The 25,260-nt window shown below is 71.0% G+C and carries 14 protein-coding genes and 1 tRNA gene; 11 read left to right on the top strand and 4 right to left on the bottom strand.

Translation table 11 applies throughout. From position 1 onward, the window contains the following. Positions 1 to 307: 307 nt before the first annotated feature. A tRNA-Thr gene (locus ACWCXX_RS14125) sits at positions 308 to 380 on the top strand. Between the two features lie 117 nt (positions 381 to 497). Here the strand turns inward: ACWCXX_RS14125 and ACWCXX_RS14130 are convergent. Further along, positions 498 to 3,131 (bottom strand): SpoIIE family protein phosphatase, encoded by a 2,634-nt coding sequence (locus tag ACWCXX_RS14130; RefSeq protein WP_451126835.1) that lies wholly within the window; start codon positions 3,129 to 3,131, stop codon positions 498 to 500. Between the two features lie 413 nt (positions 3,132 to 3,544). Here ACWCXX_RS14130 and ACWCXX_RS14135 point away from each other — a divergent pair, with 413 nt between their 5' ends. From ACWCXX_RS14135 to ACWCXX_RS14180, 10 genes are all read left to right on the top strand, one after another. Beyond that, the gene (locus tag ACWCXX_RS14135) at positions 3,545 to 8,974 is read left to right on the top strand and encodes a HAMP domain-containing protein (protein ID WP_451126837.1); all 5,430 of its coding nucleotides are present in this window, start codon (positions 3,545 to 3,547) and stop codon (positions 8,972 to 8,974) included. A gap of 244 nt (positions 8,975 to 9,218) precedes the next feature. Then, on the top strand, positions 9,219 to 9,890 hold the full coding sequence (locus ACWCXX_RS14140; protein ID WP_451126839.1) for a response regulator: 672 nt from the start codon (positions 9,219 to 9,221) through the stop codon (positions 9,888 to 9,890). Positions 9,891 to 10,217: 327 nt separating this feature from the next. Beyond that, the gene (locus tag ACWCXX_RS14145) at positions 10,218 to 13,013 is read left to right on the top strand and encodes a DNA translocase FtsK (protein WP_451126841.1); all 2,796 of its coding nucleotides are present in this window, start codon (positions 10,218 to 10,220) and stop codon (positions 13,011 to 13,013) included. Between the two features lie 206 nt (positions 13,014 to 13,219). Next, positions 13,220 to 14,017 carry a RodZ domain-containing protein gene (locus ACWCXX_RS14150; RefSeq protein ID WP_451126843.1) on the top strand — a complete coding sequence of 266 codons (798 nt, stop codon included), beginning with the start codon at positions 13,220 to 13,222 and terminating at the stop codon, positions 14,015 to 14,017. Positions 14,018 to 14,163: 146 nt separating this feature from the next. Next, positions 14,164 to 15,633: a 30S ribosomal protein S12 methylthiotransferase RimO gene (gene rimO / locus ACWCXX_RS14155; RefSeq protein ID WP_451126845.1), complete on the top strand. Its 1,470-nt coding sequence runs from the start codon at positions 14,164 to 14,166 to the stop codon at positions 15,631 to 15,633. Continuing rightward, positions 15,630 to 16,358, top strand: a complete 729-nt coding sequence (gene pgsA, locus ACWCXX_RS14160; protein ID WP_451126847.1) for a CDP-diacylglycerol--glycerol-3-phosphate 3-phosphatidyltransferase — start codon at positions 15,630 to 15,632, stop codon at positions 16,356 to 16,358. Before rimO ends, pgsA begins: the two co-directional genes overlap by 4 nt. Continuing rightward, positions 16,355 to 16,864 carry a CinA family protein gene (locus ACWCXX_RS14165; protein ID WP_451126849.1) on the top strand — a complete coding sequence of 170 codons (510 nt, stop codon included), beginning with the start codon at positions 16,355 to 16,357 and terminating at the stop codon, positions 16,862 to 16,864. Before pgsA ends, ACWCXX_RS14165 begins: the two co-directional genes overlap by 4 nt. A 109-nt stretch (positions 16,865 to 16,973) precedes the next feature. Continuing rightward, on the top strand, positions 16,974 to 17,357 hold the full coding sequence (locus ACWCXX_RS14170) for a helix-turn-helix domain-containing protein (protein ID WP_018105285.1): 384 nt from the start codon (positions 16,974 to 16,976) through the stop codon (positions 17,355 to 17,357). A gap of 394 nt (positions 17,358 to 17,751) precedes the next feature. Continuing rightward, on the top strand, positions 17,752 to 17,943 hold the full coding sequence (locus ACWCXX_RS14175; protein WP_451126851.1) for a CsbD family protein: 192 nt from the start codon (positions 17,752 to 17,754) through the stop codon (positions 17,941 to 17,943). A 422-nt stretch (positions 17,944 to 18,365) separates the two neighbouring features. Further along, entirely contained in the window at positions 18,366 to 18,761 is a 396-nt protein-coding gene (locus ACWCXX_RS14180; protein ID WP_451126853.1) for a hypothetical protein, read from the top strand. On the opposite strand, the gene ACWCXX_RS14185 is transcribed toward ACWCXX_RS14180, so the two are convergent. The 3 genes from ACWCXX_RS14185 to ACWCXX_RS14195 form a co-directional block, all read right to left on the bottom strand. Continuing rightward, positions 18,709 to 19,473, bottom strand: a complete 765-nt coding sequence (locus tag ACWCXX_RS14185) for an SDR family NAD(P)-dependent oxidoreductase (protein ID WP_451126855.1) — start codon at positions 19,471 to 19,473, stop codon at positions 18,709 to 18,711. The two genes, ACWCXX_RS14180 and ACWCXX_RS14185, sit on opposite strands and share 53 nt — an antisense overlap. 36 nt (positions 19,474 to 19,509) lie before the next feature. Continuing rightward, positions 19,510 to 20,316, bottom strand: a complete 807-nt coding sequence (locus ACWCXX_RS14190) for a DNA-formamidopyrimidine glycosylase family protein (RefSeq protein ID WP_451126856.1) — start codon at positions 20,314 to 20,316, stop codon at positions 19,510 to 19,512. Between the two features lie 250 nt (positions 20,317 to 20,566). Then, positions 20,567 to 25,207: a DEAD/DEAH box helicase gene (locus ACWCXX_RS14195; protein ID WP_451126858.1), complete on the bottom strand. Its 4,641-nt coding sequence runs from the start codon at positions 25,205 to 25,207 to the stop codon at positions 20,567 to 20,569. Between the last annotated feature and the right edge of the window lie 53 nt (positions 25,208 to 25,260).

Raw genomic sequence — 25,260 nt, forward strand, 5'->3', positions numbered from 1 at the left:
GACCCTGTGGGAGAGTAGGACGCCGCCGGACTCCTTTTGGGAGAGCCCCGTGCCCTTGCGGCACGGGGCTCTTCTGTTTTCACCACCCATACCGCGCCAACACCCGTACAGCAGGCCGAGGTTCGGGAGCGGCAGCTGTGTGGTCCGGCCCGTGGCTCGCGTTGTGCGCGGGAGACGCAGGGGTGGGGGTGGGAAGAAGAGAGGGTGTGCCGACGCCCGGTGAGAGCTCGTCAGAGTCGACTGCGATCAGTGGTTTTGAGCATCCCCGAGTTCAGGGTATGCTTTACCTCGTTGCACAGCGCAGCAGGCCCCAATAGCTCAGTCGGTAGAGCGTCTCCATGGTAAGGAGAAGGTCTGCGGTTCGATTCCGCATTGGGGCTCTGGAAAACGAAAGGCCCCCGCCAGCAGGCGGGGGCCTTTCGCATTGAACGGGCCCTATTGAACGGGCCCTTGGGAAAAGCCCCAGCGGGACCGGCCACGAGGGACCTCCGATGAGGTCAGGCGGTGGGCGGTTCGGGAACGCGCATGGCGAGGATGGCCATGTCGTCCGAGGCCGGCTCGGCGGCGAAGCGTTCGACGGCCCGCAGGATGCGTGCCGCCACCGCACCCGCCGTCAGGCCGGTACACGTGGCCAGGACGTCCGCCAGGCCGTCGTCGCCCAGCATGCGGGTGCCCTCACGGCGCTCCGTGACGCCGTCCGTCACACACAGCAGGACATCGCCCGGGGCGAGGGTGACCGTCTGCTCGTACAGTTCGAGGTCCTCGATGACGCCGAGCAGGGGCTGAGGTTCGGCGGCGGACTCGACCGAGCCGTCCTGGCACAGGCGCAGCGGCAGCGGGTGTCCCGCGCAGACCACCTTCAGAAGGGCGCTGCCGTCCTCCTGGGGCCACAACTCCCCGTACAGAAGAGTCAGGAAGCGGCTGCGGGAGCCCTCGTCCAGGATGGCGGCGTTCAGCCGTTCCAGGACGGCCGGGCCGCCGAAACCTTCGCGGGCGAGGAGGCGCAGGGCATGGCGGGCCAGGCCCGTCACGGCCGCGGCCTCCGGGCCCGTGCCGCAGACGTCGCCGATGGCGAAGCCGTAGGCACCGTCCCGGATCGGGAAGACGTCGTAGAAGTCGCCGCCGACCTCGTTGCCCTCGCCCGCCGCGCGGTAGATGACCTCGATCTCGACATTGGGGACCTCGGGAAGTCCCGGCGGCAGCAGGCTGCGCTGCAGGGACTGGCTGATCGCCATGCGCTCCGAGTACAGGCGGGCGTTGTCGAGGGCGAGGGCGGCGCGGCGGGACAGGTCCTCGGCCAGTTCCAGGATTTCCTGGCGGAAATGGTCGTCGGAGGGCTTCCCGAGCGTGAGCATGCCGATGACTCGGTTGCGGGCGACGAGGGGCAGGACCACCGTCTCCCCGCCCACCGCGCCCGCGGTGGCGAACGTCATGCGGATGCCGGACCCGAGACTGCCCGGTTCACCGAACCTGCCGGTCTCACCCAGCCCGAGCGTGCGCATCGAACTGCGCATGGCCGCCTCGTGGGCGGCCTCGGAAGGGGCCGTCCAGACACGGGCGCCGGGAGTCGGCACGGGGTCCGGGGGAGCGATCCTGGAGAGCAGGGCCTTGAGGCCGTCGATGCGTTCCTCGTCCTCGTGCAGCACATAGGAGAGGTAGGGCTCCGACGACTGGTCGGCGATCGTGTAGACGGCGCACCAGGTGGCCAGCGTGGGGACCGTCATCTGGGCCATCAGCGCCAGGGTCTGGTCCCGGTCGAGGGTGCCGGCGAGCAGGTCGGACGCCTCGACGAGGAAGGACAGGGAACCGCGGCGGAGGCGTTCCAGCTCGCCCAGGCGGGCCGACTCGACGGCCAGCGCGATGCGGTCCGCGGCGAACTGGAGGCGCAGCGCCTCCTCGTTCGAGTAGCGGCCGGCCGCTTCGGCGGCGACCCCCAGGGAACCCGTGAGCCGCCCCTCGACCTTCAGCGGCACGGTGACCACGGAACGCATTCCGGTGCCGTCGAGCAGGGGGACCGCGCCCGGGACGTTGTCCAGGTCCTCGTGGACGGCGGGCATCCGGGCGGAGCCGTACCGGCCGGTCCCGGCCTCCACCGGCACCCGGGCGAAACGCTGGCGGGCCGAGGGCAGACCAGTGGTGGCCCGTACCTCCAGTTCCGTCTCGTCGTCCGTGGCCAGCAGCAGGAAGGCCGAATCGGCGTCCAGCATGTCGCGCGCCCGCTCGACCGTGCGCTGGAGCAGGCCGTCGAGGTCGTCCGGGGCGGGGGAGCCGATGAAGATCTCGAACGGGTCCGTCTTGCCGCTCTCGGTGTTCACGTCGGACACCGGCGTGCGGGCCGGGGACTGGAGCACGGCGCGCTCGTAGTCGCGGACGAGGAGACAGACGGTGGAGGGTTCGCCGTGGGTGTCGCGGACCCGCAGGTGCGAGGCGTATACGGGAACGACGCGGCCGTCGGCGCCCCGGACCCCGTAGCTGCCCTCCCAGCGCGAGAGCTGGAGCGCGTCGACGATGCCCGTGTTGGTGCCGGGCGTCTGGGGCCAGGCGGCGAAGTCGGTGAGCTGCTTCCCGGTGACCTGGTCCGCGGCATGGCCGAAGAGGAACGTGGCGTCCTCGTTCCACGCCGCGATGGAGCCGGAGCGGTCGATCTGGACGACGGCGACCCGGACGCGCTCGTCGGCGACCGGGAGCAGACCCACGGGGAGCAGGGGACCGGCGGAGCGGATGCCCACCGGGCGTTCGGGAAGGTCGAGCTGGAACCAGACGTGCTTGCGGGCGGGCGAGTACTCCACGCCCCACCGGGTGGCGAGCGCCGCGCAGAGCAGCAGACCGCGGCCGTTCTCCCGATCCGGGCCGACGAAGTCCGGGCCCGTGCTCTGGAGCGGGATCTCGCGTTCCGGATAGTGGTCGGAGACCTCGATCCGGACGCCGTCCTCCGTGCGCAGACACAGCACGTCCGCGGCGGTGCCCGCGTGGACGACGGCGTTGGTCACCAGCTCACTGGTGAGGACGACCGCGTCGTCGACGACGTCCGCGTAGCCCCACCCCTGGAGGGTGTCGCGGACGAAGGCGCGGGCGGTCGCGACGGAGCGTCCGACCGGGTCGAAGGTGGCGGCCGCACGCGCGGTGATCACAGCACTCCCCATTGGTGTCTCGTCGCTTCCCCGAGTCCTGTGCCCGTTTCTCGCCGCTTCGATTCGCCTGCCAGGCTAGACGCTCGGTCTCCGTGCCGGATACACGAGGGCCGACTTCGGGCAGGACCGGGCAGGAACGAGCAGGTGACCGAACAAGTGTGGACTTCCGGGCAGGGGGACGGGGGAGAACCCCCGGAGGTTGCCCCCTCGCCGGTTTCGCGCCTGGTACGTTTCAACGATTTGACGTCCGCATGGTCACCCGTCGACGGTGGGCTGTGGCGATGAGCCGAAGAAGAACTGGGCAAGCTCCCAGACAAGACCCGAGCTATACGGTCAACCCCTGCGGGAGGGACACGGTGGAGTCTGGCGTGGCGGCGCGGGGAACGAACACGCGCACAAAAGGCGGACAGTCCGTGAAGAAGCAGCGCAATGGAACCATCGACGTCGACGCGGCGGCGCTCAACAGGCTGTTGGCGGGCCTGGTGGCGATGCGCGACGGAAATTTCCGCAGGCGTCTGACCGTCTCGGGCGACGACACCCTGGCGGAGATCGCGGCGGTCTTCAACGAGGTCGCCGACCGCAACCTCCACCTCACCAACGAGCTGGCCCGGGTGCGGCGGGTGGTGGGACGCGAGGGGAAGCTCACCGAGCGGCTGGAGACAGGTGCCTGCGAGGGCTCCTGGGCCGCCGCGATCGACGCCTCCAACGCCCTGGTCGACGATCTGTCCCGTCCGGTCTCGGAGGTCGGGCGGGTGCTGTCGGCGGTGGCCGACGGTGATCTCGAACAGCGGATGGAGCTGCGGTCGCACACGGCCGACGAGACGGTGCGGCCGCTGCGGGGCGAGTTCCTGAAGGTCGCCCGTACGGTCAACAGCCTGGTCGACCAGCTGTCGGCGTTCACCGAACAGGTGACACGGGTCGCGGTCGAGGTCGGGACCGAGGGCAAGCTGGGCGGGCAGGCCCAGGTGCGCGGGATGTCCGGGTCGTGGAAGGACCTCACGGACTCCGTGAACACCATGGCGTACCGGCTGACCGCGCAGGTGCGGGACATCGCTCTCGTGACGACGGCGGTGGCCAAGGGCGACCTGTCGCGGAAGGTCACCGTCCATGTGGCCGGCGAGATGCTCCAGCTGAAGAACACCGTCAACACGATGGTCGACCAGCTGTCCTCGTTCTCCTCCGAGGTGACGCGGGTCGCCCGTGAGGTGGGCACGGAGGGCGAGCTGGGCGGGCAGGCGACCGTGCCCGGCGTGGCCGGTGTGTGGAAGGACCTCACCGACTCCGTCAACACGATGGCCGGGAACCTCACCTCGCAGGTGCGCGGGATCGCCGAGGTGACCACGGCCGTCGCCAACGGCGACCTGACCCAGAAGGTCACGGTGAGCGCCCGCGGCGAGGTAGCGCAGCTGGCCGAGACCATCAACCAGATGACCGACACGCTGCGGATCTTCGCCGACGAGGTGACCCGGGTGGCCAGCGAGGTCGGCGGCGAGGGCCTGCTCGGCGGGCAGGCGAAGGTGCCGGGCGCGGCGGGCACCTGGAAGGACCTCACCGACTCGGTGAACACGGTCTTCCGGAACCTCACGACCCAGGTGCGCGACATCGCGCAGGTGACCACGGCGGTGGCCAGCGGTGACATGACGCAGAAGGTCACCGTGGACGTGGCCGGCGAGATGCTTCAGTTGAAGAACACCGTCAACACGATGGTCGACCAGCTCCAGGCCTTCGGTTCGGAAGTGACCCGGGTGGCCCGTGAGGTCGGCCTCGAGGGGCGGCTCGGCGGGCAGGCGGAGGTGCCGGGCGCGGCGGGGACGTGGAAGGACCTCACCGACTCGGTGAACGCGGCGTTCCGGAACCTCACGGGGCAGGTGCGCGACATCGCGCAGGTGACGACCGCGGTCGCCAACGGCGACCTGTCGCAGAAGGTCACCGTCAATGTCGCGGGCGAGATGCTGGAGCTGAAGAACACCGTCAACACGATGGTGGCGCAGCTCTCCTCGTTCGCCGACCAGGTGACGCGGATGGCGCGCGACGTGGGCACGGAGGGCCGGCTCGGCGGTCAGGCCGAGGTGGACGGCGTCTCCGGCACGTGGAAGGACCTCACCGACTCCGTCAACTTCATGGCGGGGAACCTGACCTCCCAGGTGCGCCAGATCGCCCAGGTGACCACGGCGGTGGCGCGGGGCGACCTGTCGCAGAAGATCGACGTGGACGCGCGCGGTGAGATCCTGGAGCTGAAGAACACCATCAACACGATGGTCGACCAGCTGTCCGCCTTCGCCGAGCAGGTGACCCGGGTGGCCCGCGACGTGGGCACGGAGGGCCGTCTCGGCGGCCAGGCGCAGGTGCCCGGTGTGGCCGGTGTGTGGCGCGATCTGACCGACTCCGTGAACGGGATGGCGGGCAACCTCACCGCCCAGGTCCGCAACATCGCCCAGGTCGCCACGGCGGTGGCGCGGGGCGACCTGTCGCAGAAGATCGACGTGGACGCCCGGGGCGAGATCCTGGAGCTGAAGAACACCCTCAACACGATGGTGGACCAGCTCTCGAACTTCGCCGAGCAGGTCACCAGGGTGGCCCGCGAAGTGGGTACCGAGGGCATGCTCGGCGGTCAGGCCGAGGTGCAGGGCGTGTCCGGCACGTGGAAGGACCTCACCCAGTCCGTCAACGGCATGGCGAACAACCTGACCCTTCAGGTCCGCAACATCGCCGAGGTCACCACCGCGGTCGCCAACGGCGACCTCTCCAAGAAGATCACCGTCGATGCCAAGGGCGAGATCCTCGAACTGGTCACGACCGTCAACACGATGGTGGACCAGCTGCTCAACTTCGCCGACGAGGTCACCAGGGTGGCCCGTGAGGTGGGTACCGAGGGAATCCTCGGCGGCCAGGCCCGGGTGCGCGGCGCGACCGGCATCTGGAAGGACCTCAGCGACAACGTCAACCTGATGGCCAACAACCTGACCAGCCAGGTGCGCAACATCTCCCGGGTCTCGTCCGCCGTCGCCAACGGCGACCTGACGAAGAAGGTCACCGTCGAGGCACGCGGCGAGGTCGCCGAGCTGGCCGAGACCGTCAACACGATGGTGAAGACGCTGTCCTCGTTCGCCGACGAGGTGACGCGAGTCGCCCGCGAGGTGGGTACCGAGGGCGAGCTGGGCGGTCAGGCGCAGGTGTCGGGCGTCTTCGGCACGTGGAAGGACCTCACCGAGTCGGTGAACTCGATGGCGTCCAACCTGACCGGTCAGGTGCGCCAGATCGCGGCGGTCACCACGGCGATCGCCAAGGGCGACCTCACCAAGAAGATCGACATCGACGCGCGCGGCGAGATCCTGGAGCTGAAGAACACCATCAACACGATGGTCGACCAGCTGTCCTCGTTCGCCGAGCAGGTGACCCGGGTGGCCCGCGAGGTGGGCACGGAGGGGCAGCTGGGCGGTCAGGCCCGGGTCCGGGACGTCGACGGCACCTGGCGCGACCTGACCGAGTCGGTGAACGAGATGGCCGGCAACCTCACCCGTCAGGTGCGGGCCATCGCGGCCGTCGCCACGGCGGTGACCCGGGGCGATCTCAACCTGAAGATCGACGTGGACTCGGCGGGCGAGATCCAGGCCCTGCAGGACAACATCAACACGATGATCGCCAACCTGCGCGACACCACGGCGACCAACAAGGAGCAGGACTGGCTCAAGGGCAACCTCGCCCGGATCTCCGGCCTGATGCAGGGGCGCCGCGATCTCGACGACGTGGCCTCGCTGATCATGAGCGAGCTGACCCCGGTCGTCTCGGCGCAGCACGGCGCGTTCTTCCTGGCGATGCCCACCGGCGACACCGACACGGTGGGCGTCGACAGCGACGAGGACAACGCGTACGAGCTGCGGATGAGGGGCAGTTACGGGTACTCGGCGGGCTCGATGCCGACGTCCTTCCGGCCCGGCGAGACGCTCATCGGCACGGCCGCGGAGGAGAAGCGGACCATCCAGGTGGACAACGTCCCGCCGGGATACCTGAAGATCTCCTCCGGCCTCGGCGAGGCGCCGCCCGCGCATGTGATCGTGCTTCCGGTGCTCTTCGAGGGGAAGGTCCTCGGCGTGATCGAGCTGGCCTCGTTCCAGCCGTTCACCCACATCCAGCGGGACTTCCTCAACCAGCTCGCCGAGATGATCGCGACGAGCGTCAACACCATCAGCGTCAACACGAAGACCGAGAAGCTCCTCGAGCAATCGCAGAAGCTGGCCGAGCAGCTGCGGGACCGGTCGAAGGAGCTGGAGAACCGGCAGAAGGCGCTCCAGGAGTCCAACGCCGAGCTGGAGGAGAAGGCCGAGCTGCTGGCCCGGCAGAACCGCGACATCGAGGTCAAGAACACCGAGATCGAGGAGGCCCGGCAGGTCCTGGAGGAGCGCGCCGAGCAGCTCGCAGTCTCGATGCGTTACAAGTCCGAGTTCCTGGCGAACATGTCGCACGAGCTGCGCACTCCGCTCAACTCGCTGCTCATCCTGGCCAAGTTGCTCGCGGACAACGCCGAGGGGAACCTCTCCCCGAAGCAGGTGGAGTTCGCCGAGACGATCCACGGGGCCGGTTCCGACCTGCTCCAGCTGATCAACGACATCCTCGACCTGACGAAGGTCGAGGCGGGCAAGATGGACGTCAGCCCGACCCGGATCGCGCTGGTCCAGCTGGTCGACTACGTGGAGGCGACCTTCCGGCCGCTCACCGCGGAGAAGGGGCTCGACTTCTCCGTACGGGTCTCGCCGGAGCTCCCCGCGACGCTGAACACGGACGAGCAGCGGCTGCTGCAGGTGCTGCGCAACCTGCTGTCCAATGCGGTGAAGTTCACCGACAGCGGGGCGGTCGAGCTGGTGATCCGGCGCGCCGACAAGGACGTTCCGAACGCGATCCGGGAGCAGCTCCTGGAAGCCGGCTCGCTGACCGAGGCGGACGCGGGGCTGATCGCCTTCTCGGTCACCGACACGGGCATCGGGATCGCGTCCAGCAAGATGCTGGTGATCTTCGAGGCGTTCAAGCAGGCGGACGGCACGACCAGCCGCAAGTACGGCGGTACGGGGCTCGGGCTGTCCATCAGCCGGGAGATCGCCCGGCTGCTGGGCGGCGAGATCCACGCGGCGAGCGAGCCGGGCCGCGGCTCGACGTTCACGCTCTACCTGCCGCTGCACCCGGGCGAGCTGCCGCCGCAGGGGTACCCGCAGATCGGTCCTGGGGGCGTCGAGGAGCCCGGCGCCGAGGCCGCGGAGAGCCCGTTCCCGGAGATCGGACCCGGACCGGACCGGACGGCCGCCGAGCCGGAGCCGTCCGGTCCGGCGGGGGTGGCGCCGCACCGCCGCAGGAGCACGGGTGCCGTCGAGCGGCGCCCCGCCCTGCCGCCGCGGGCCGCCGCGCCGGTGGCCGAGCCGGAGCCGTGGGCGCTCGGTGGGCAGGAGGAGCCGGAGGGCCGCAGGACGTTCCGGTTCCGCGGCGAGAAGGTGCTGATCGTCGACGACGACATCCGCAACGTCTTCGCGCTCACCAGCGTGCTGGAGCAGCACGGTCTTACGGTGCTCTACGCGGAGAACGGGCGGGTGGGCATCGAAGTCCTGGAGCAGCACGACGATGTGACGGTCGTACTGATGGACATCATGATGCCGGAAATGGACGGCTACGCCACGACGGCGGCGATCCGCCGGATGCCGCAGTTCGCCGGGCTGCCGATCGTCGCGCTGACCGCGAAGGCGATGAAGGGGGACCGGGAGAAGGCGATCGAATCCGGCGCTTCCGACTATGTCACCAAGCCCGTCGATCCCGATCATCTTCTTTCCGTCATGGAGCAGTGGATGCGCGGAGAGTGATCGTTGTTGGAGAGAAATGTGATGAGTAGCTGATCGATTGTGCTCGCAGGGGTGTGAGGGCGCGGCATACGGGGAACCTTCTGGTCTCCCGCCGCGTTTCTTCTGCGTGCACAGTGACATCGCGGTGACAGGGTGTGGCGGCGGTCGGGGTGCGGCTACCATGACCGGCACAAGGACGGACGGCGCAAGGGAGTCGTCCCCTGGGGCGGCGCCCGGTGCGATTCCGGGGCGAGGAGGACGGGCCATGGTGCAGAAGGCCAAGATCCTCCTGGTCGATGACCGGCCGGAGAATCTGCTGGCGCTGGAGGCCATCCTCTCTGCGCTCGATCAGACACTGGTACGGGCATCGTCAGGGGAGGAAGCGCTCAAAGCGCTGCTCACGGACGACTTCGCGGTCATTCTGCTGGACGTCCAGATGCCGGGCATGGACGGTTTCGAAACCGCCGCGCACATCAAGCGGCGGGAGCGGACCCGGGACATCCCGATCATCTTTCTCACCGCGATCAATCACGGCCCGCACCACACCTTCCGGGGTTATGCGGCGGGCGCGGTGGACTACATCTCGAAGCCGTTCGACCCGTGGGTGCTGCGGGCCAAGGTCTCGGTCTTCGTCGAGCTGTACACGAAGAACTGCAAGCTGCGTGAGCAGGCGGCGCTGCTGCGGCTCCAGTTGGAGGGCGACACCGGCGCCGACGACCACGAGAAGGAGCCCGCCGGGCTGCTGGCCGAGCTCTCGGCGCGGCTCGCGGCCGTCGAGGAGCAGGCCGAGGCGCTCTCCAAGCAGCTGGACGACGAGTCGGCGGACGCCGCCGCGGTGGCCACCGCGGCCCATCTGGAACGCAAGCTGACCGGACTGCGCCGGGCGCTCGACGCCCTGGAGCCCGGCACGGGAAGCGGTACCCCGCTTCCCTCCTGACGCCGTACGCGTACGGCCGCGCGGCCGGATCGCCGGCGACCGGGCCGGGCGCGTCGCGCAACGCCGTACGGCCCGATCGCCGACGGCCCGGGGACACGCCGGGGGCGCGACACGACTACCGGCCAAAGAAGGGCGATTGCCGGGTCTCCAGCCCAACTCTCCTTGCCGCCCGGCCGCTCCACCGCGCGGAATCGGCGTGGAAACAGTGCGGAGGCCAAGCCTCCGACGGTGAGGCCGCGTCAGTTCGCGTCCTCCGTACAGCGACACAGTCGGGTGAAGCGGCAGGCACACGTGTTCACGGCTGTCGACACAGGTAACCTCGGCACCATGGCCTCACGTACGTCCGGCAAGGGTTCCCAGGGCACGGCGGGCACCGCGAAGAGCGCCGGCCGCACCCCGGGGCCGGCCAGGAAAGCAGCTCCGGCGAAGAAAGCCGCGCCCGCGAAGAAGACCGCGGCGAAGAAGACCGCGCCCGCGAAGAAGGCTCCCGCCAAGAAGGCGGTGGCCAAGAAGGCCGCCGCGCCCAGACCCGCGCCCTCGCCCACCGCCGGTGTGTACCGCATGGCGCGCGCCGCCTGGCTCGGCACGGCCCACGCCGTCGGAGCGATGTTCCGCGGCATAGGACGGGGCGCCAAGGGACTCGATCCCGCGCACCGCAAGGACGGCATCGCGCTGCTGCTGCTCGGCCTCGCCCTCGTCGTCGCCGCGGGCACCTGGTCGAACCTGCGCGGACCCGTCGGCGACCTCGTCGAGATGCTCGTCACCGGCGCCTTCGGCAGGCTCGACCTGCTCGTGCCGATACTGCTCGGCGTCATCGCCGTACGACTGATCCTCTATCCGCAGAAGCCCGAGGCCAACGGCCGCATCGTCATCGGACTGTCCGCCCTGGTCGTCGGGGTGCTCGGACAGGTGCACATCGCGTGCGGCGCGCCCGGCCGGGGGGACAACACCACCGCGTTGCAGGACGCCGGCGGGCTCATCGGCTGGGCGGCCTCCAAACCACTGATCTACGCGATGGGCGAGGTCCTCGCCGTCCCCCTGCTGCTCCTGCTCACGGTCTTCGGGCTGCTGGTCGTCACCGCCACCCCGGTGAACGCCATCCCACAGCGCCTGCGGCTGCTCGGCACCAGGCTGGGCCTCCTCCACCCCGAGCCCGGCCCCGGGGAGTACGAGGACAACGACGACGAGCGCTACGACGAGCAGTGGCGCGAGGCGCTGCCCGCCCGCTCCCGCCGCTCTTCGGCACGCGGCTCCGAGGCATCCGCCGAGTACGACCCCGACCAGGCCGAGGCCGAGGCGCTCTCCAGGCGCCGCAAGCCGCGCAAGCCCTCCGCACAGCCCGTGGCGAACCGCACCATGGACGCGGTGGACGTGGCCGCCGCCGCGGCCGCCGCGCTCGACGGGGCCGTGCTCAACGGAATGCCGCCGTCGCCGCTCGTCGCCGACCTCACCCAGGGCGTCTCCGTCGAGCGCGAACGCCAGGGCACACCGGTGCCCGGTGCCAGGGAGGGCGAACCCTCCTTCGGAGGGGGGAAGCAGGAGAAGTCGCCGACGCCCCCGGGCGGCGTGCCCGACCTGACGAAGTCCGTCCCCGACTCGCAGTCCCAGCCGCTGCCGGCCCGCGCCGAGCAGCTCCAGCTCTCCGGCGACATCACCTACTCGCTGCCCTCGCTCGACCTGCTGGAGCGCGGCGGCCCCGGCAAGACCCGCAGCGCCGCCAACGACGCGATCGTCGCCGCGCTGACGAACGTCTTCACCGAGTTCAAGGTCGACGCCGCGGTCACCGGCTTCACCCGCGGCCCGACGGTCACGCGGTACGAGGTGGAGCTCGGCCCCGCGGTGAAGGTCGAGCGGATCACCGCGCTCGCCAAGAACCTCGCCTACGCCGTCGCCAGCCCCGACGTCCGGATCATCTCCCCGATCCCCGGCAAGTCCGCGGTCGGCATCGAGATCCCCAACACCGACCGGGAGATGGTCAACCTCGGCGACGTACTGCGCCTCGCGGACGCCGCCGAGGACGACCACCCGATGCTGGTCGCGCTCGGCAAGGACGTCGAGGGCGGCTACGTGATGGCGAACCTGGCGAAGATGCCGCACGTGCTGGTGGCCGGCGCGACCGGTTCCGGCAAGTCGTCCTGCATCAACTGCCTGATCACCTCGGTCATGGTGCGGGCGACCCCGGACGACGTCCGCATGGTCCTGGTCGACCCCAAGCGCGTCGAGCTGACCGCGTACGAGGGCATCCCGCACCTGATCACGCCGATCATCACCAACCCGAAGCGCGCCGCCGAGGCACTCCAGTGGGTCGTGCGGGAGATGGACCTGCGGTACGACGACCTCGCCGCGTTCGGGTACCGGCACATCGACGACTTCAACCAGGCCGTCCGCAACGGCAAGGTCAAGCCGCCGGAGGGCAGCGAGCGCGAACTCTCGCCCTACCCGTACCTGCTGGTGATCGTCGACGAGCTCGCCGACCTGATGATGGTCGCCCCGCGCGACGTGGAGGACGCCATCGTCCGCATCACCCAGCTGGCCCGCGCCGCCGGCATCCACCTGGTGCTGGCGACCCAGCGGCCGTCGGTCGACGTCGTCACCGGTCTGATCAAGGCGAACGTGCCCTCCCGGCTCGCCTTCGCCACCTCCTCGCTGGCCGACAGCCGGGTCATCCTGGACCAGCCCGGCGCGGAGAAGCTCATCGGCAAGGGCGACGGCCTGTTCCTGCCCATGGGGGCCAACAAGCCCACCCGCATGCAGGGTGCCTTCGTCACCGAGGACGAGGTCGCGGCCGTCGTCCAGCACTGCAAGGACCAGATGGCCCCGGTCTTCCGCGACGACGTCGTGGTGGGCACGAAGCAGAAGAAGGAGATCGACGAGGACATCGGCGACGACCTCGACCTGCTCTGCCAGGCCGCCGAACTGGTCGTCTCCACCCAGTTCGGCTCCACCTCGATGCTCCAGCGCAAGCTGCGGGTCGGCTTCGCCAAGGCCGGCCGGCTGATGGACCTGATGGAGTCGCGGAACATCGTCGGGCCGAGCGAGGGGTCCAAGGCGCGCGACGTCATGGTGAAACCGGACGAGCTGGACGGGGTGTTGGCGCTGATCCGCGGGGAATCCGCCGCGTAGTGGAAGTACGGGCAACCGTTTCGTCGGGTCGTACGTCAACTTGAGGGGAAGGACGGCAGAATTGTCCTTCCCCGGGTGGTCCGGCAGATTCGGGGCGATGTTCGATTCCGATGGAGGGCAAAGTCCTTCCTCCCGGTTGCCCCACCCTTTCGTACCCCCCCTAGACTGAACACCCAGCAGGTGGCTCACGCTCGAAAGGCGCCCCCGTGTCCATCGGCAACTCCCCCGAAGACGACCGGCCTTCGATCGGTCGAGTGCTTCAGCAGGCTCGCATCGCCGCAGGTCTCACGGTCGAAGAGATCAGCTCGTCCACCCGGGTGCGCATCCCCATCGTGCACGCGATCGAAGCGGACGACTTCTCCCGCTGCGGCGGCGACGTGTACGCCCGCGGCCATATCCGTACGCTGGCCCGTGCCGTCCGGCTCGATCCGGAACCGCTGGTTTCGCAGTACGACGCCGAGCACGGCGGCCGTCCCGCGCCCACGCCCGCGGCACCGCTGTTCGAAGCCGAACGCATCCGTTCCGAACCTCGTCGGCCCAATTGGACGGCGGCCATGGTCGCGGCGATCGTCGCCGTCGTCGGCTTCGTCGGCTTCACCTTCGTCAAGGGCAACGACGACCCGGGGGCCACCCGGGTCGCCGAGGGCCCGACGCCCGACAGGAAGACCCCCGCACCGAAGACCGACAAGCCCGTCGACCCCAAGCCGGAACCGTCCGACAGCGCCATCGCCGCGGCCCCCAGGGACAAGGTGACCGTGCGGCTCAGCGCCAACCAGGGCAAGAGCTGGATCTCGGCCAAGGACCACAACGGCCGGCTCCTCTTCGACGGTCTCCTGCTCCAGGGCCAGTCCAAGACCTTCCAGGACCAGGAGCGCGTCGACCTCGTTCTCGGGAACGCCGGTTCGGTCGAGCTCTTCGTCAACGGCAAGAAGATCGAGGACAAGTTCCAGCCCGGCCAGGTCGAGCGGCTCTCGTACACGAAGGGCGACCCCGCGGTCGGCTGACGCGCACACGCACCGCTCTTCAGGCGCCATCGGCACCCGGCGGGCGTCCGGCGATCCGGCCGGGCGCCCGCCGCTTTCCGTCACCCGAAGCGGTGGCACAACCCTGCGCGGCAGGGGCAGCGCCGGGACAAAGTAGTCTTGAGTCCATGCCCGAACGCCGTACCGTCGCCCTTGTCACCCTTGGCTGCGCCCGTAACGAGGTGGACTCGGAGGAGCTTGCAGGCCGCTTGGCAGCGGACGGCTGGGAGCTCGTCCAGGACGCCTCCGACGCGGACGTCGCCGTCGTCAACACGTGTGGATTCGTCGAAGCCGCCAAGAAGGACTCCGTCGACGCCCTGCTCGAAGCGAACGATCTGAAGGACCACGGCAGGACCCAGGCCGTGGTCGCCGTCGGCTGCATGGCCGAGCGCTACGGCAAGGACCTCGCCGAGGCCCTGCCCGAAGCGGACGGAGTGCTCGGCTTCGACGACTACGCCGACATCTCGGACCGCCTCCAGACCATCCTCAGCGGCGGCATCCACGCCTCGCACACCCCGCGCGACCGCCGCAAGCTGCTCCCGATCAGCCCGGCCGAGCGGCAGGACGCCGCCGTGGCCCTGCCGGGGCACGCGCAGGAGACCGCCCCGGCCCCCGAGGACCTCCCCGACGGCGTGGCCCCGGTATCCGGCCCCCGGGCGCCCCTGCGCCGCCGACTGGGCACCAGCCCCGTCGCCTCCGTGAAACTCGCGTCCGGCTGCGACCGCCGCTGCTCCTTCTGCGCGATCCCGTCCTTCCGCGGGTCCTTCATCTCGCGGCGCCCCTCGGACGTGCTCCAGGAGACCCGCTGGCTGGCCGAGCAGGGCGTCAAGGAGGTGATGCTGGTCTCCGAGAACAACACCTCCTACGGCAAGGACCTCGGCGACATCCGGTTGCTGGAGACACTCCTGCCCGAGCTCGCCGACGTCGAGGGGATCGAGCGGATCCGGGTCAGCTACCTGCAGCCGGCCGAGATGCGGCCCGGCCTCATCGACGTACTGACCTCGACGCCCAAGGTCGCGCCGTACTTCGACCTGTCGTTCCAGCACTCGGCGCCCGGCGTGCTGCGGGCGATGCGGCGCTTCGGGGACACCGACCGGTTCCTGGAGCTCCTGGACACCATCCGGAGCAAGGCTCCGCAGGCCGGTGCCCGCTCCAACTTCATCGTGGGCTTCCCCGGCGAGACCGAGGCCGACCTCGCCGAGCTGGAACGCTTCCTCACCGGGGCCAGGCTCGACGCCATCGGCGTCTTCGGCTACTCCGACGAGGAGGGCACCGAGGCGGTCGGCTACGACAACAAGCTGGACGCCGACGTCATCGCGGAGCGGCTCGCGCACATCTCGCAGCTGGCCGAGGAACTGACCTCGCAGCGCGCCGAGGAACGCCTCGGGGAGTCGCTCCACGTGCTGGTCGAGTCCGTGGACGACGAGGACGGGGCGGTGGGGCGCGCGGCCCACCAGGCCCCCGAGACGGACGGCCAGGTGCTTTTCACCACACGCGAGGGCCTCGTTCCCGGCCTTATGGTCGAGGCAAAGGTCGTGGGCACCGAAGGAGTGGATCTGGTGGCCGAGTGTTCGGAACCCGTGGAGGCGGCCAGATGACGGGAGCCCCGGCATCCGCTACAGGTGGATCCGGCGCGAAGCCGGTCCGCGGCGGCAAGCTGGGCGCGGCGGCCGTGAATCAGGCCAGCCTGTGGAACATCGCCAATCTGCTCACCATGCTGCGGCTGGTGCTGGTGCCCGGCTTCGTCATGCTGCTGCTGCACAACGGCGGGTACGACCCGGCCTGGCGGGCCTTCGCCTGGGCGGCCTTCGCCATCGCCATGATCACCGACCTGTTCGACGGCCACCTGGCACGTACGTACAACCTGGTCACCGACTTCGGGAAGATCGCCGACCCGATCGCGGACAAGGCGATCATGGGCGCGGCGCTGATCTGTCTGTCGTACCTCGGGGACCTGCCCTGGTGGGTCACGGGCGTCATCCTCTTCCGTGAGCTCGGCATCACGCTGATGCGCTTCTGGGTGATACGGCATGCGGTGATTCCGGCCAGTCGGGGCGGGAAGATGAAAACCCTGGCGCAGGGGACGGCCGTCGGGATGTATGTTCTGGCGCTGACCGGTCCGCTCGCCACCCTGCGCTTCTGGGTGATGGCGGTGGCCGTCGTGCTGACGGTCGTCACCGGACTCGACTACGTGCGCCAGGCCGTCGTGCTGCGTCGTCGGGGGCTCGCGGCCGAGCGGGCGGCAGCCGCGCAGGCCACCGGGACACCGGGGGCGGACGCGACGGCCCGGGGCAGCCGTGACTCGGCGGAGGCCGAGCGGTGACTGCCGCGGCCCGGGTGCTGGAGCTGCTCGCGGGGCGGGGCGAGACGCTTGCCGTCGCCGAGTCGCTGACCGGCGGTCTGGTGGCGGCGGAGCTGACGTCCGTACCCGGTGCCTCGCGGTCCTTCCGCGGGTCCGTGACGGCGTACGCGACGCCCCTGAAGCGGGACGTGCTGGGCGTCGACGGCGCCCTGCTGGCGGAACGCGGAGCGGTCGACCCGGAGGTGGCACGGCAGATGGCGGCCGGTGTGCGCCGTGCTCTGGGGGCGGACTGGGGGATGGCGACCACCGGGGTCGCGGGCCCCGGACCGCAGGACGGCAAGCCCGTCGGCACGGTCTATGTTGCGGTGGCCGGGCCGGACGGCGCGGAGAAAATGGCCGCGCTGCGATTGAACGGCGGGCGGGCGGACATTCGTAAAGAGAGCGTGCGCAGCGTGCTCGCATTGCTGTCCGCCGAACTCGGCAAGAATGCAAGGGCACAGGATACGGAACAGAACGGGGGGAATTGATGTTTGCAGCCCTGAGTGAACACGACATCGCTCCCCGCACGGCCGCGGCGCAAGGCGGTACGGTGGGGCGTGAAGGATGCGGCTACGCGGTCCGAGGAGGGAGCCACCGATGATTCTGCTCCGTCGCCTGCTTGGTGACGTGCTGCGTCGGCAGCGCCAGCGCCAAGGCCGTACTCTGCGCGAAGTCTCCTCGTCCGCCCGAGTCTCGCTCGGCTATCTCTCCGAGGTGGAGCGGGGGCAGAAGGAGGCATCCTCCGAACTGCTCTCCGCCATTTGCGACGCGCTTGATGTACGGATGTCCGAGCTCATGCGTGAAGTGAGCGATGAACTGTCGCTGGCCGAACTGGCCGAGTCGGCAGCAGCCAGTGATCCGGTACCCGTACCGGTGCGGCCCATGCTCAATTCCGTCTCCGTGACGTCGGTGGCAGGTGTGCCGACGGGCCGGGTGACCATCAAGGCGCCCGCGGAAGCGGTGGATGTCGTCGCCGCCTGATCCACCCGGTCGGGCCTGGTGTCGAAGCCCCGGTCGTCCCCTGGAGGGACGGCCGGGGCTTCTGCGTGTTCTCCGTGTGTTTCTGCGCGTCTGCCCGGCCTTCTCCGGGCGCTCACCGGGGCCGGGGCGGGGTTCCGGGCCTGCGGGCGGTGGGGTTCTTTCCGGGGCGTGGACAGAGGCGATCCCGCGGTGACCGATTTGTGACACTCGTTCCCTCGTGGGTGAATGTTCGGGACGGGGAAGCCCGCCGAGGCCGGGACGGCCCGCGCCGTCCGCTCGCATGCAGGAATCTGCATCGGCTCCGCCCTGTCCGGGTGCAGGATCCTGCACCCGCCCCGCTCCGCCCCGTCAGGAACGGTGCGGAGCGCAGCCCCCACCTCTCGAAGGAGTCGCAATGGTCGACGAAGGCGCCAAGGACAAGATCAAGGGCAAGGCCAAGGAAGCCATGGGCAAGATGACCGGCGATCGGCGCAAGGAAGCCGAAGGCAAGATGGACCAGGCCAAGGGCCGCGCCAAGGGCGCCATGGACGACGCGGAGAAGCGTACGAAGGGCCTCAAGAACCCTCTTCGTGACGACGAGCGCTGACCACGCTTGCCGAGCCCCCACCCGGTGTGGTGGGGGCTCAGCGGTGCCCCGGGTCGGACCCGGCCCGACCCGGGGCGTTCCGTTCTGGATGCGGTCCGGGCGCCATCGGGTGAGACTGCGGAGAGCGGGACGGTGACGGGCCGCACGGGCCCGGTCGCCGGGGGTGCTGCGGAGGTGTTCGTTCCGGCCCCGTGCCGAAGGTGCCCGGTCGGGACCGGGCCGTGACTCGACTGGCACGGCGCGCCCCGGGCTCTCGAGCTTCTGGGTTCTCGAGCTTCTGGACTCCGGGGCTTCCGGCTTCCGGGGCTCTGGGGCGGGAGCGCGCAACGGTCCGTGGCTGTGAACGGGGCGCCGGTGGTGCACCCCGATGCGCCCTGCCGCCGATGAACGCGCCGCACTAGGTTCGGCCGGAGGAGGCAGCCATGGTACGGCGATGGGTGCCGGCGCTCGTTCTCGGCGGGGTGTGGTGGTGGGCCGTGCTGCGGCTCGTGCTGGAACCGGCCCATGCGGGGCTCGTCGAGGGTGCGGTGGCGGCGGGCGGATGGGGACTGAGTCTGCTGCCCGTGCATGCGGCCGCGGCCGCCGGGAGAGCGGGGATACGCAGGACCGACGGGCCCGCATCCACAGGTGCTGCGGATGTGGGCGTGGGCGTGGGGCGGTGGCCGGGCGCCGCGGTGCGGTGGGCGCGGCACTGGCACGCCGAGGCAACGCGGTGCGCGATACGCGGCCGTCGGATCATCGGGGCATGGCTACGCCGCCGTGACATCACCAGGGCATGGCCACGCCGCCGTTCGGGCGGAGGATCTGGCCGGTCGTGAAGGTCGAGGCGTCGGAAGCGAGATGAAGCACGGTGTGGGCGACGTCCTCGGGCTCGCCGACCCTTCCGAGGGGCGAGAGCCGTGCCATCGCCGTCTCCGTCCGGTGCTGCTGCTCCGCGTCGTGGCGGGCCGTCATGGGGGTACGGATCCAGCCCGGGGCGACCGCGTTGACCCGGATGTTGTGCGGCCCCAGCTCGGTCGCGAGGGTCCTGGTCAGCTGGACGACCGCCGCCTTGGCCGCGCTGTAGCAGAGCAGCCCCGGAGCGGCGGCGTCGACCGCACCCGAGGCCAAGGCGACCAGAGAGCCCGGTGTGCCGCGCGCGATCATGTTGCGGGCCGCTTCCCGGCAGGCGTACAGGACGCCCTTGAAATTGACTGCGAGCACGCGATCGAGGTCCTCGTCCGTGGTGTCGAGGACGCTGCTGGTGTGCATGACCCCGGCGGCGGCGACCAGGATGTCGAGGCCACCCGTGGCGGCCACCGCGGCGCCGACCCGGCCGCGGTCGGTGACGTCGAGGACATGGACGTGGGACGTGCCGCCCGCCGCGGTGATCAGCTCCCGGGTCTCCGTCAGACCCTCCTCGTCGCGGTCGGCGCAGTGCACGGTGGCGCCCGAGGCCGCGAGCAGGAGGGCGCAGGCGCGGCCGATGCCGCTCGCCGCGCCGGTGACGAACGCGGCGCGGCCCGTGAGGTCGTACGCGATACGGGGCATGACCGGACGGTACGACCAGATCTGACAGGTCGTCAACTACCTTGTGGGTCCCGACTGGCAGCGTGGACACCAGTAGGTGGGGCGGGCGTCCTGGTCCGCGAGGCGGATGGGGGTGCCGCAGCGCAGACAGGGGCGGTCGGCCCTGCCGTAGACCCAGAGCCGTTCCCTCGGGCCCTGCCCGCGCGGTGCGGCCCGCACGTTCGTGGTGGTGCGCACGGGGCGGTCGCGATTGGCTTCGAGGAGTTGCTTGGCCGTCGTGACCAGGCGGGAGGCGATGGGGGCGGGCAGATCTCCGACCGGGAGCCAGGGGGTGGCGCGGGCGAGGAAACAGAGTTCGGCCTTGTAGATGTTGCCGATTCCGGCCAGATTGCGCTGGTCCAGCAGGGCCGTGCCGAGGGGACGGCCGGGATCGGCGAGCAGATTGTGCAGAGCCTTCTCGGGGTCCCAGTCGGCTCCCAGCAGATCGGGGCCGAGATGACCGACGGCCTTCTCCTCGTCCCGGGTGCGGAGGAGTTCGAGCACGGGCAACCGGTAACCGACGGCGGTGTACCGCGCGTTGGCGAGGACCGCGCGGATCTGGTGGGCGGGGCCGCCGCGCCAACGCTCGTCCGTGGCGTAGACGCGCCAGGCACCGTCCATCCGGAGATGGCTGTGCAGGGTGAGGCCGCCCTCGACACGGGTGAGGAGGTGTTTGCCGCGCGACGAGACGTCCAGCACCGTCCGGCCGGTGAGGTCGGCCGTGGCGAACCGGGGCACACGCAGATCGGAACGGGTGAGGGTCCGGCCGGCGAGCGCGGTGCGCAGGCGCTCGGCGGTCTGCAGGACGGTGTCTCCTTCGGGCATGCCTCCATGATGCGGGGCCGCCTCCGCGACTGCCGGGGAGACAGCGGACGAGGGGCTGCACGCCGGGGATCTGGATGCCGGGCGCGGCCCTCGGCCGAGGCACGGGGACGAGTGAGGGCTTCGGCCGGGCGTGCAGGGGCGTGGTGTGCCGGGTGCGGAGCGGATACGGGTACGGCCTCGGCCGGGCCCGGACCGGCGCGGGGCGTCGGGAGCCGGAGGTCGGGCGGGGCGGGGCTTTGGCCGTGATGCTTCAGGCGCGCAGGCGGAGTCCTCTCGGGGTCGCGAGGAAACCGGCCGCCTCCAGCGTGCGGCCGAGCGGGGAGGTCAGGGCCGAGGCGCCGTTGGTGCGCTCCACCGTGACCGTACCGAGAGCCCCCGCACGGGCGGCTGCCGCCAGCGCCCCGGCCGCCGCGAGGAGGGCGGGGTCGTCAGGATCGGTGGGCCAGGCCAGCAGCGTCTTGCCGCCGCGCTCCATGTACAGTGTCAGCTCGCCGCCGACCAGGACCACCAGGGCGCCAGCCTTGCGGCCCGGTTTGTGCCCGGCACCGTCCGGCGCCTCGGGCCAGGGCAGTGCCGCGCCGTAGGCATTGGCCGGATCCGCCGCGGCGAGGACCAGGGCACGGGAGGCGGCACCGGGCTCCGCGCGGTCGAGGGCGGTGGACGTGGCGCGCAGTCGGTCGACCGCGCCGTCCATCGCGAACTGGGCCGCCCCCAGACCCTCCACGACATAGCCACGCCGGGCCTGCCCGTTGTCCTCGAAGGCGGAGAGGACGCGGTACGTCGCGGAGAAACCGCCCTCCACCCCCTCGGCCTGGACCGCGCCGCGGGTGACCACCCCATGACGGTCCAGGAGCGTGCGGGCCAGGGCGTGCGCGCGATGGGTGGGATCGGGCTCGGCGGCGGGCAGCAGGGACCAGCGGCCCGAGACGGTCGGCGGGCCCGTCCGGGAGGCGGGCCGGGCGGTGGTGAGTGATCCGTAGCGTCCGCGCGGGACGTTCCTTCTGGCGCGGTGGGCGGTCGATCCGGCGGTGCGGCCGGAACCCAGGAGCGAACGCAGCGGCGCCAGCGTGTCGTTGGTGAGCCGGCCCGACCAGGCCAGGTCCCAGATGGCGTCGGCCAGTTGCGGATCGGTGCAGTCCGGATGTGTGGTGGCGCGGACCTGGTCGGCGATCTGCCGGAAGAACAGCCCGTATCCGCCGGCCAGGACGGTCAGGACGGATACGTGCAACGCGCCGAGTTCGAGCGGGTGCGGGGGCGGGAGCAGCAGCGGCGCGCTGTCGGCGGGGTAAAGGGACAGCCAGCCGTCCTTGCCGGGCAGGGCGCCCGCACCGGCCCAGACGACCTCGCCGGTGGTGGTCAGCTCGTCGAGCAGCGCGGGGGTGTAGTCCGTCACCCGGCCCGGCAGAATCAGCTTCTCCAGCGCCGACGCCGGGACGGGAGCCCCCTGCAACTGCTCGACGGCGCGGGCCAGTCCGTCGATTCCGCGCAGGCTGCTGCTGCCCAGGTGCTGCCACTGCGGGAGGAAACCGGCGAGGGCGGCGGGCGGGACCGGCTCCAGCTCGTGCCGGAGCGCGGCGAGCGAGCGGCGGCGCAGTCGGCGCAGCACGGTGGCGTCGCACCACTCCTGGCCGATGCCGGCCGGGTGGAACTCGCCCTGGACGAGCCTGCCGGACGCCGAGAGCCGCTGCAGTGCCCCGTCCGTGACGGCCGTGCCCAGACCGAACCGGGCGGCGGCCCCGGCGGAGGTGAACGGGCCGTGCGTACGGGCGTACCGGGCCAGGAGGTCGCCGAGGGGGTCCTTCACCGGTTCGGTGAACGCCTCGGGGACGCCGACCGGGAGGGCGGTGCCCAGCGCGTCCCGCAGACGCCCCGCGTCCTCGATCGCGGCCCAGTGGTCCGCCCCGGCGATCCGGACCCGGACGGCCCGGCGGGCGGCGGCCAGCTCCGGGGCCCAGGCCGGGCGGGCGCCGCGCTCGGCCAGCTCCGCGTCGGTGAGCGGGCCGAGGACCCGGAGCAGATCGGCGACGCCCTCGGCGTCCTTGACCCTGCGGTCCTCCGTCAGCCACTGGAGCTCCTGCTCCAGTTCGGTCAGGACGTCCGCGTCGAGCAATTCGCGCAGCTCCGCCCGGCCGAGGAGCTCCGCCAGCAGGTGGGAGTCGAGGGAGAGGGCGGCGGCCCGCCGTTCGGCCAGGGGCGAGTCGCCCTCGTACAGGAACTGGGCGACGTAGCCGAACAGGAGGGAGCGGGCGAAGGGCGAGGGCTCCGGGGTGGTCACCTCGACCAGCCGGACGCGGCGCGCTTCGAGGTCACCCATCAGTTCCGTGAGCCCGGGAACGTCGAAGACGTCCTGGAGACATTCGCGGACCGCTTCCAGGACGATCGGGAAGGAGCCGAACTCGGAGGCGACCTGGAGGAGTTGCGCGGCGCGCTGCCGCTGCTGCCAGAGCGGGGTGCGCTTGCCGGGGCTGCGGCGCGGCAGCAGCAGGGCGCGGGCCGCGCACTCGCGGAACCGGGAAGCGAACAACGCCGAACCGCCGACCTGATCGGTGACGATCTGTCCGATCTCGCCCTGGTCGAACGTCACGTCCGCCGCACCGACGGGCGGTTGCTCGCTGTCGTACGAGGGTCCGGGAGGCGGTGCCGCGTCCTGGGCGGGGTCGAAGTCCAGGAGGTCCAGGCCCATCAGGTCGGCGTCGGGCAGTCGCAGCACGATGCCGTCGTCGGCATGCATCACCTGGGCGTCCATGCCGTACCGCTCGGCGAGACGGGCACTCAGCGCCAGCGCCCACGGGGCGTGCACCTGCGCGCCGAACGGGGAGTGCACGACCACCCGCCAGTCGCCCAGCTCGTCGCGGAACCGCTCCACGAGGATGGTCCGGTCGTCCGGCACATGACCACAGGCGCGGCGCTGCTCGTCGATGTACGACAGGGTGTTGTCGGCGGCCCAGACGTCGAGGCCGGCGGCCAGCAGCCGCTCGCGGGCGTCCTCCTGCGAAAGCCCGCCGATCTCGCGGAGGAACGCTCCCAGCGCGCGCCCCAGCTCCAGCGGTCGGCCCAGCTGGTCGCCCTTCCAGAACGGCAGCCGACCGGGAACTCCCGGCGCGGGCGACACCAGGACCCGGTCGCGGGTGATGTCCTCGATCCGCCAGGACGTGGTGCCCAGCGTGAAGACGTCGCCGACCCGCGACTCGTACACCATCTCCTCGTCGAGCTCACCGACCCGGCCGCCGCCCTTCTTGGGATCGGCGCCCGCGAGGAAGACCCCGAAGAGACCGCGGTCGGGGATGGTCCCGCCGGAGGTGACGGCGAGCCGCTGGGCGCCGGGGCGGCCCGTGACCGTCCCCGCCACCCGGTCCCAGACCACGCGCGGTCGCAGCTCGGCGAAGGCGTCGGACGGATAGCGGCCGGCGAGCATGTCCAGCACGGCGGTGAACGCCGACTCGGGCAGGGCGGCGAAGGGGGCGGCGCGGCGGAGCACGGCCAGCAGGTCGTCCACCTGCCAGCTGTCCAGGGAGACCATGGCGACCAGCTGCTGGGCCAGCACGTCCAGCGGATTGGCCGGGATCCGGAGCGCCTCGATGGCACCCTCGCGCATCCGCTCGGTGACCACGGCCGCCTGCACCAGATCGCCCCGGTACTTGGGGAAGACCACACCGGTGGAGACCGCCCCCACCTGGTGCCCGGCCCGGCCGACCCGTTGCAGACCGGAGGCGACCGAAGGCGGCGACTCCACCTGGATCACGAGGTCGACCGCCCCCATGTCGATGCCAAGCTCAAGGCTGGAGGTGGCGACCACGGCCGGCAGCCGGCCCGCCTTGAGGTCCTCCTCGACCTGGGCCCGCTGCTCCTTGGACACCGAACCGTGGTGGGCGCGGGCGAGCAGCGCGGGGGCGCCCTTCGCCGCACCGGACTCGGCCATGATCTCGGCGGGGGAGTGGGACTCGGCGATCGTCTCACCGGTGAGCCGCTCGTACGCGATCTCGTTGAGCCGGTTGCACAGCCGCTCCGCGAGGCGGCGGGAATTGGCGAAGACGATGGTGGAGCGGTGCTGCTGGACGAGATCGACGATCCGTTCCTCGACATGGGGCCAGATCGACGGCTTGTCCGCCCGGTCGGGCCGTTCGGTGTCGGTGGCGGGGGAGCTGCCGAGCTCCCCGAGATCCTCGACCGGCACGACCACCGACAGGTCGAACCGCTTGGTGGACGGCGGCTGGACGATCTCCACCTTGCGCCGGGGCGAGAGATAGCGTGCCACCTCGTCGACGGGGCGGACCGTCGCCGACAGTCCGATCCGCCGTGCGGGCCGCGGCAGCAGCTCGTCGAGCCGCTCCAGCGACACCGCGAGATGGGCGCCCCGCTTCGTACCCGCCACGGCGTGCACCTCGTCGAGGATCACCGTCTCGACGCCGGACAGTGCCTCCCGGGCGGACGAGGTCAGCATCAGGAACAGCGATTCGGGCGTGGTGATCAGGATGTCCGGCGGCCGGCTCGCCAGCGAACGACGCTCGGCGGCCGGGGTGTCGCCGGAGCGGATGCCCACCCGCAGCTCGGGCTCGGGCAGCCCAAGACGCACCGACTCCTGACGGATCCCGGTCAGCGGCGAGCGGAGATTGCGCTCGACGTCGACCGCGAGGGCCTTGAGCGGCGACACGTACAGCACCCGGCAGCGCCGCTTCGCCTCGGCGGGCGGAGGGACGGACGCCAGCCCGTCCAGCGCGGCGAGGAAAGCGGCGAGCGTCTTGCCGGAGCCGGTCGGGGCGACGACCAGCACGTCCGAACCCTCGCCGATCGCGCGCCAGGCACCCTCCTGCGCCGCGGTGGGCGCGCTGAAGGCACCCGCGAACCAGCCGCGGGTCGCGGGGGAGAACGAGTCGAGCACGGAGCCGGCCATGTCCCCCATCGTGCACCCCGGCACTGACAGCGGCCGGGGCGCCCTGCCCGCCG

It is taken from the genome of Streptomyces sp. NPDC001732, from assembly GCF_053596315.1.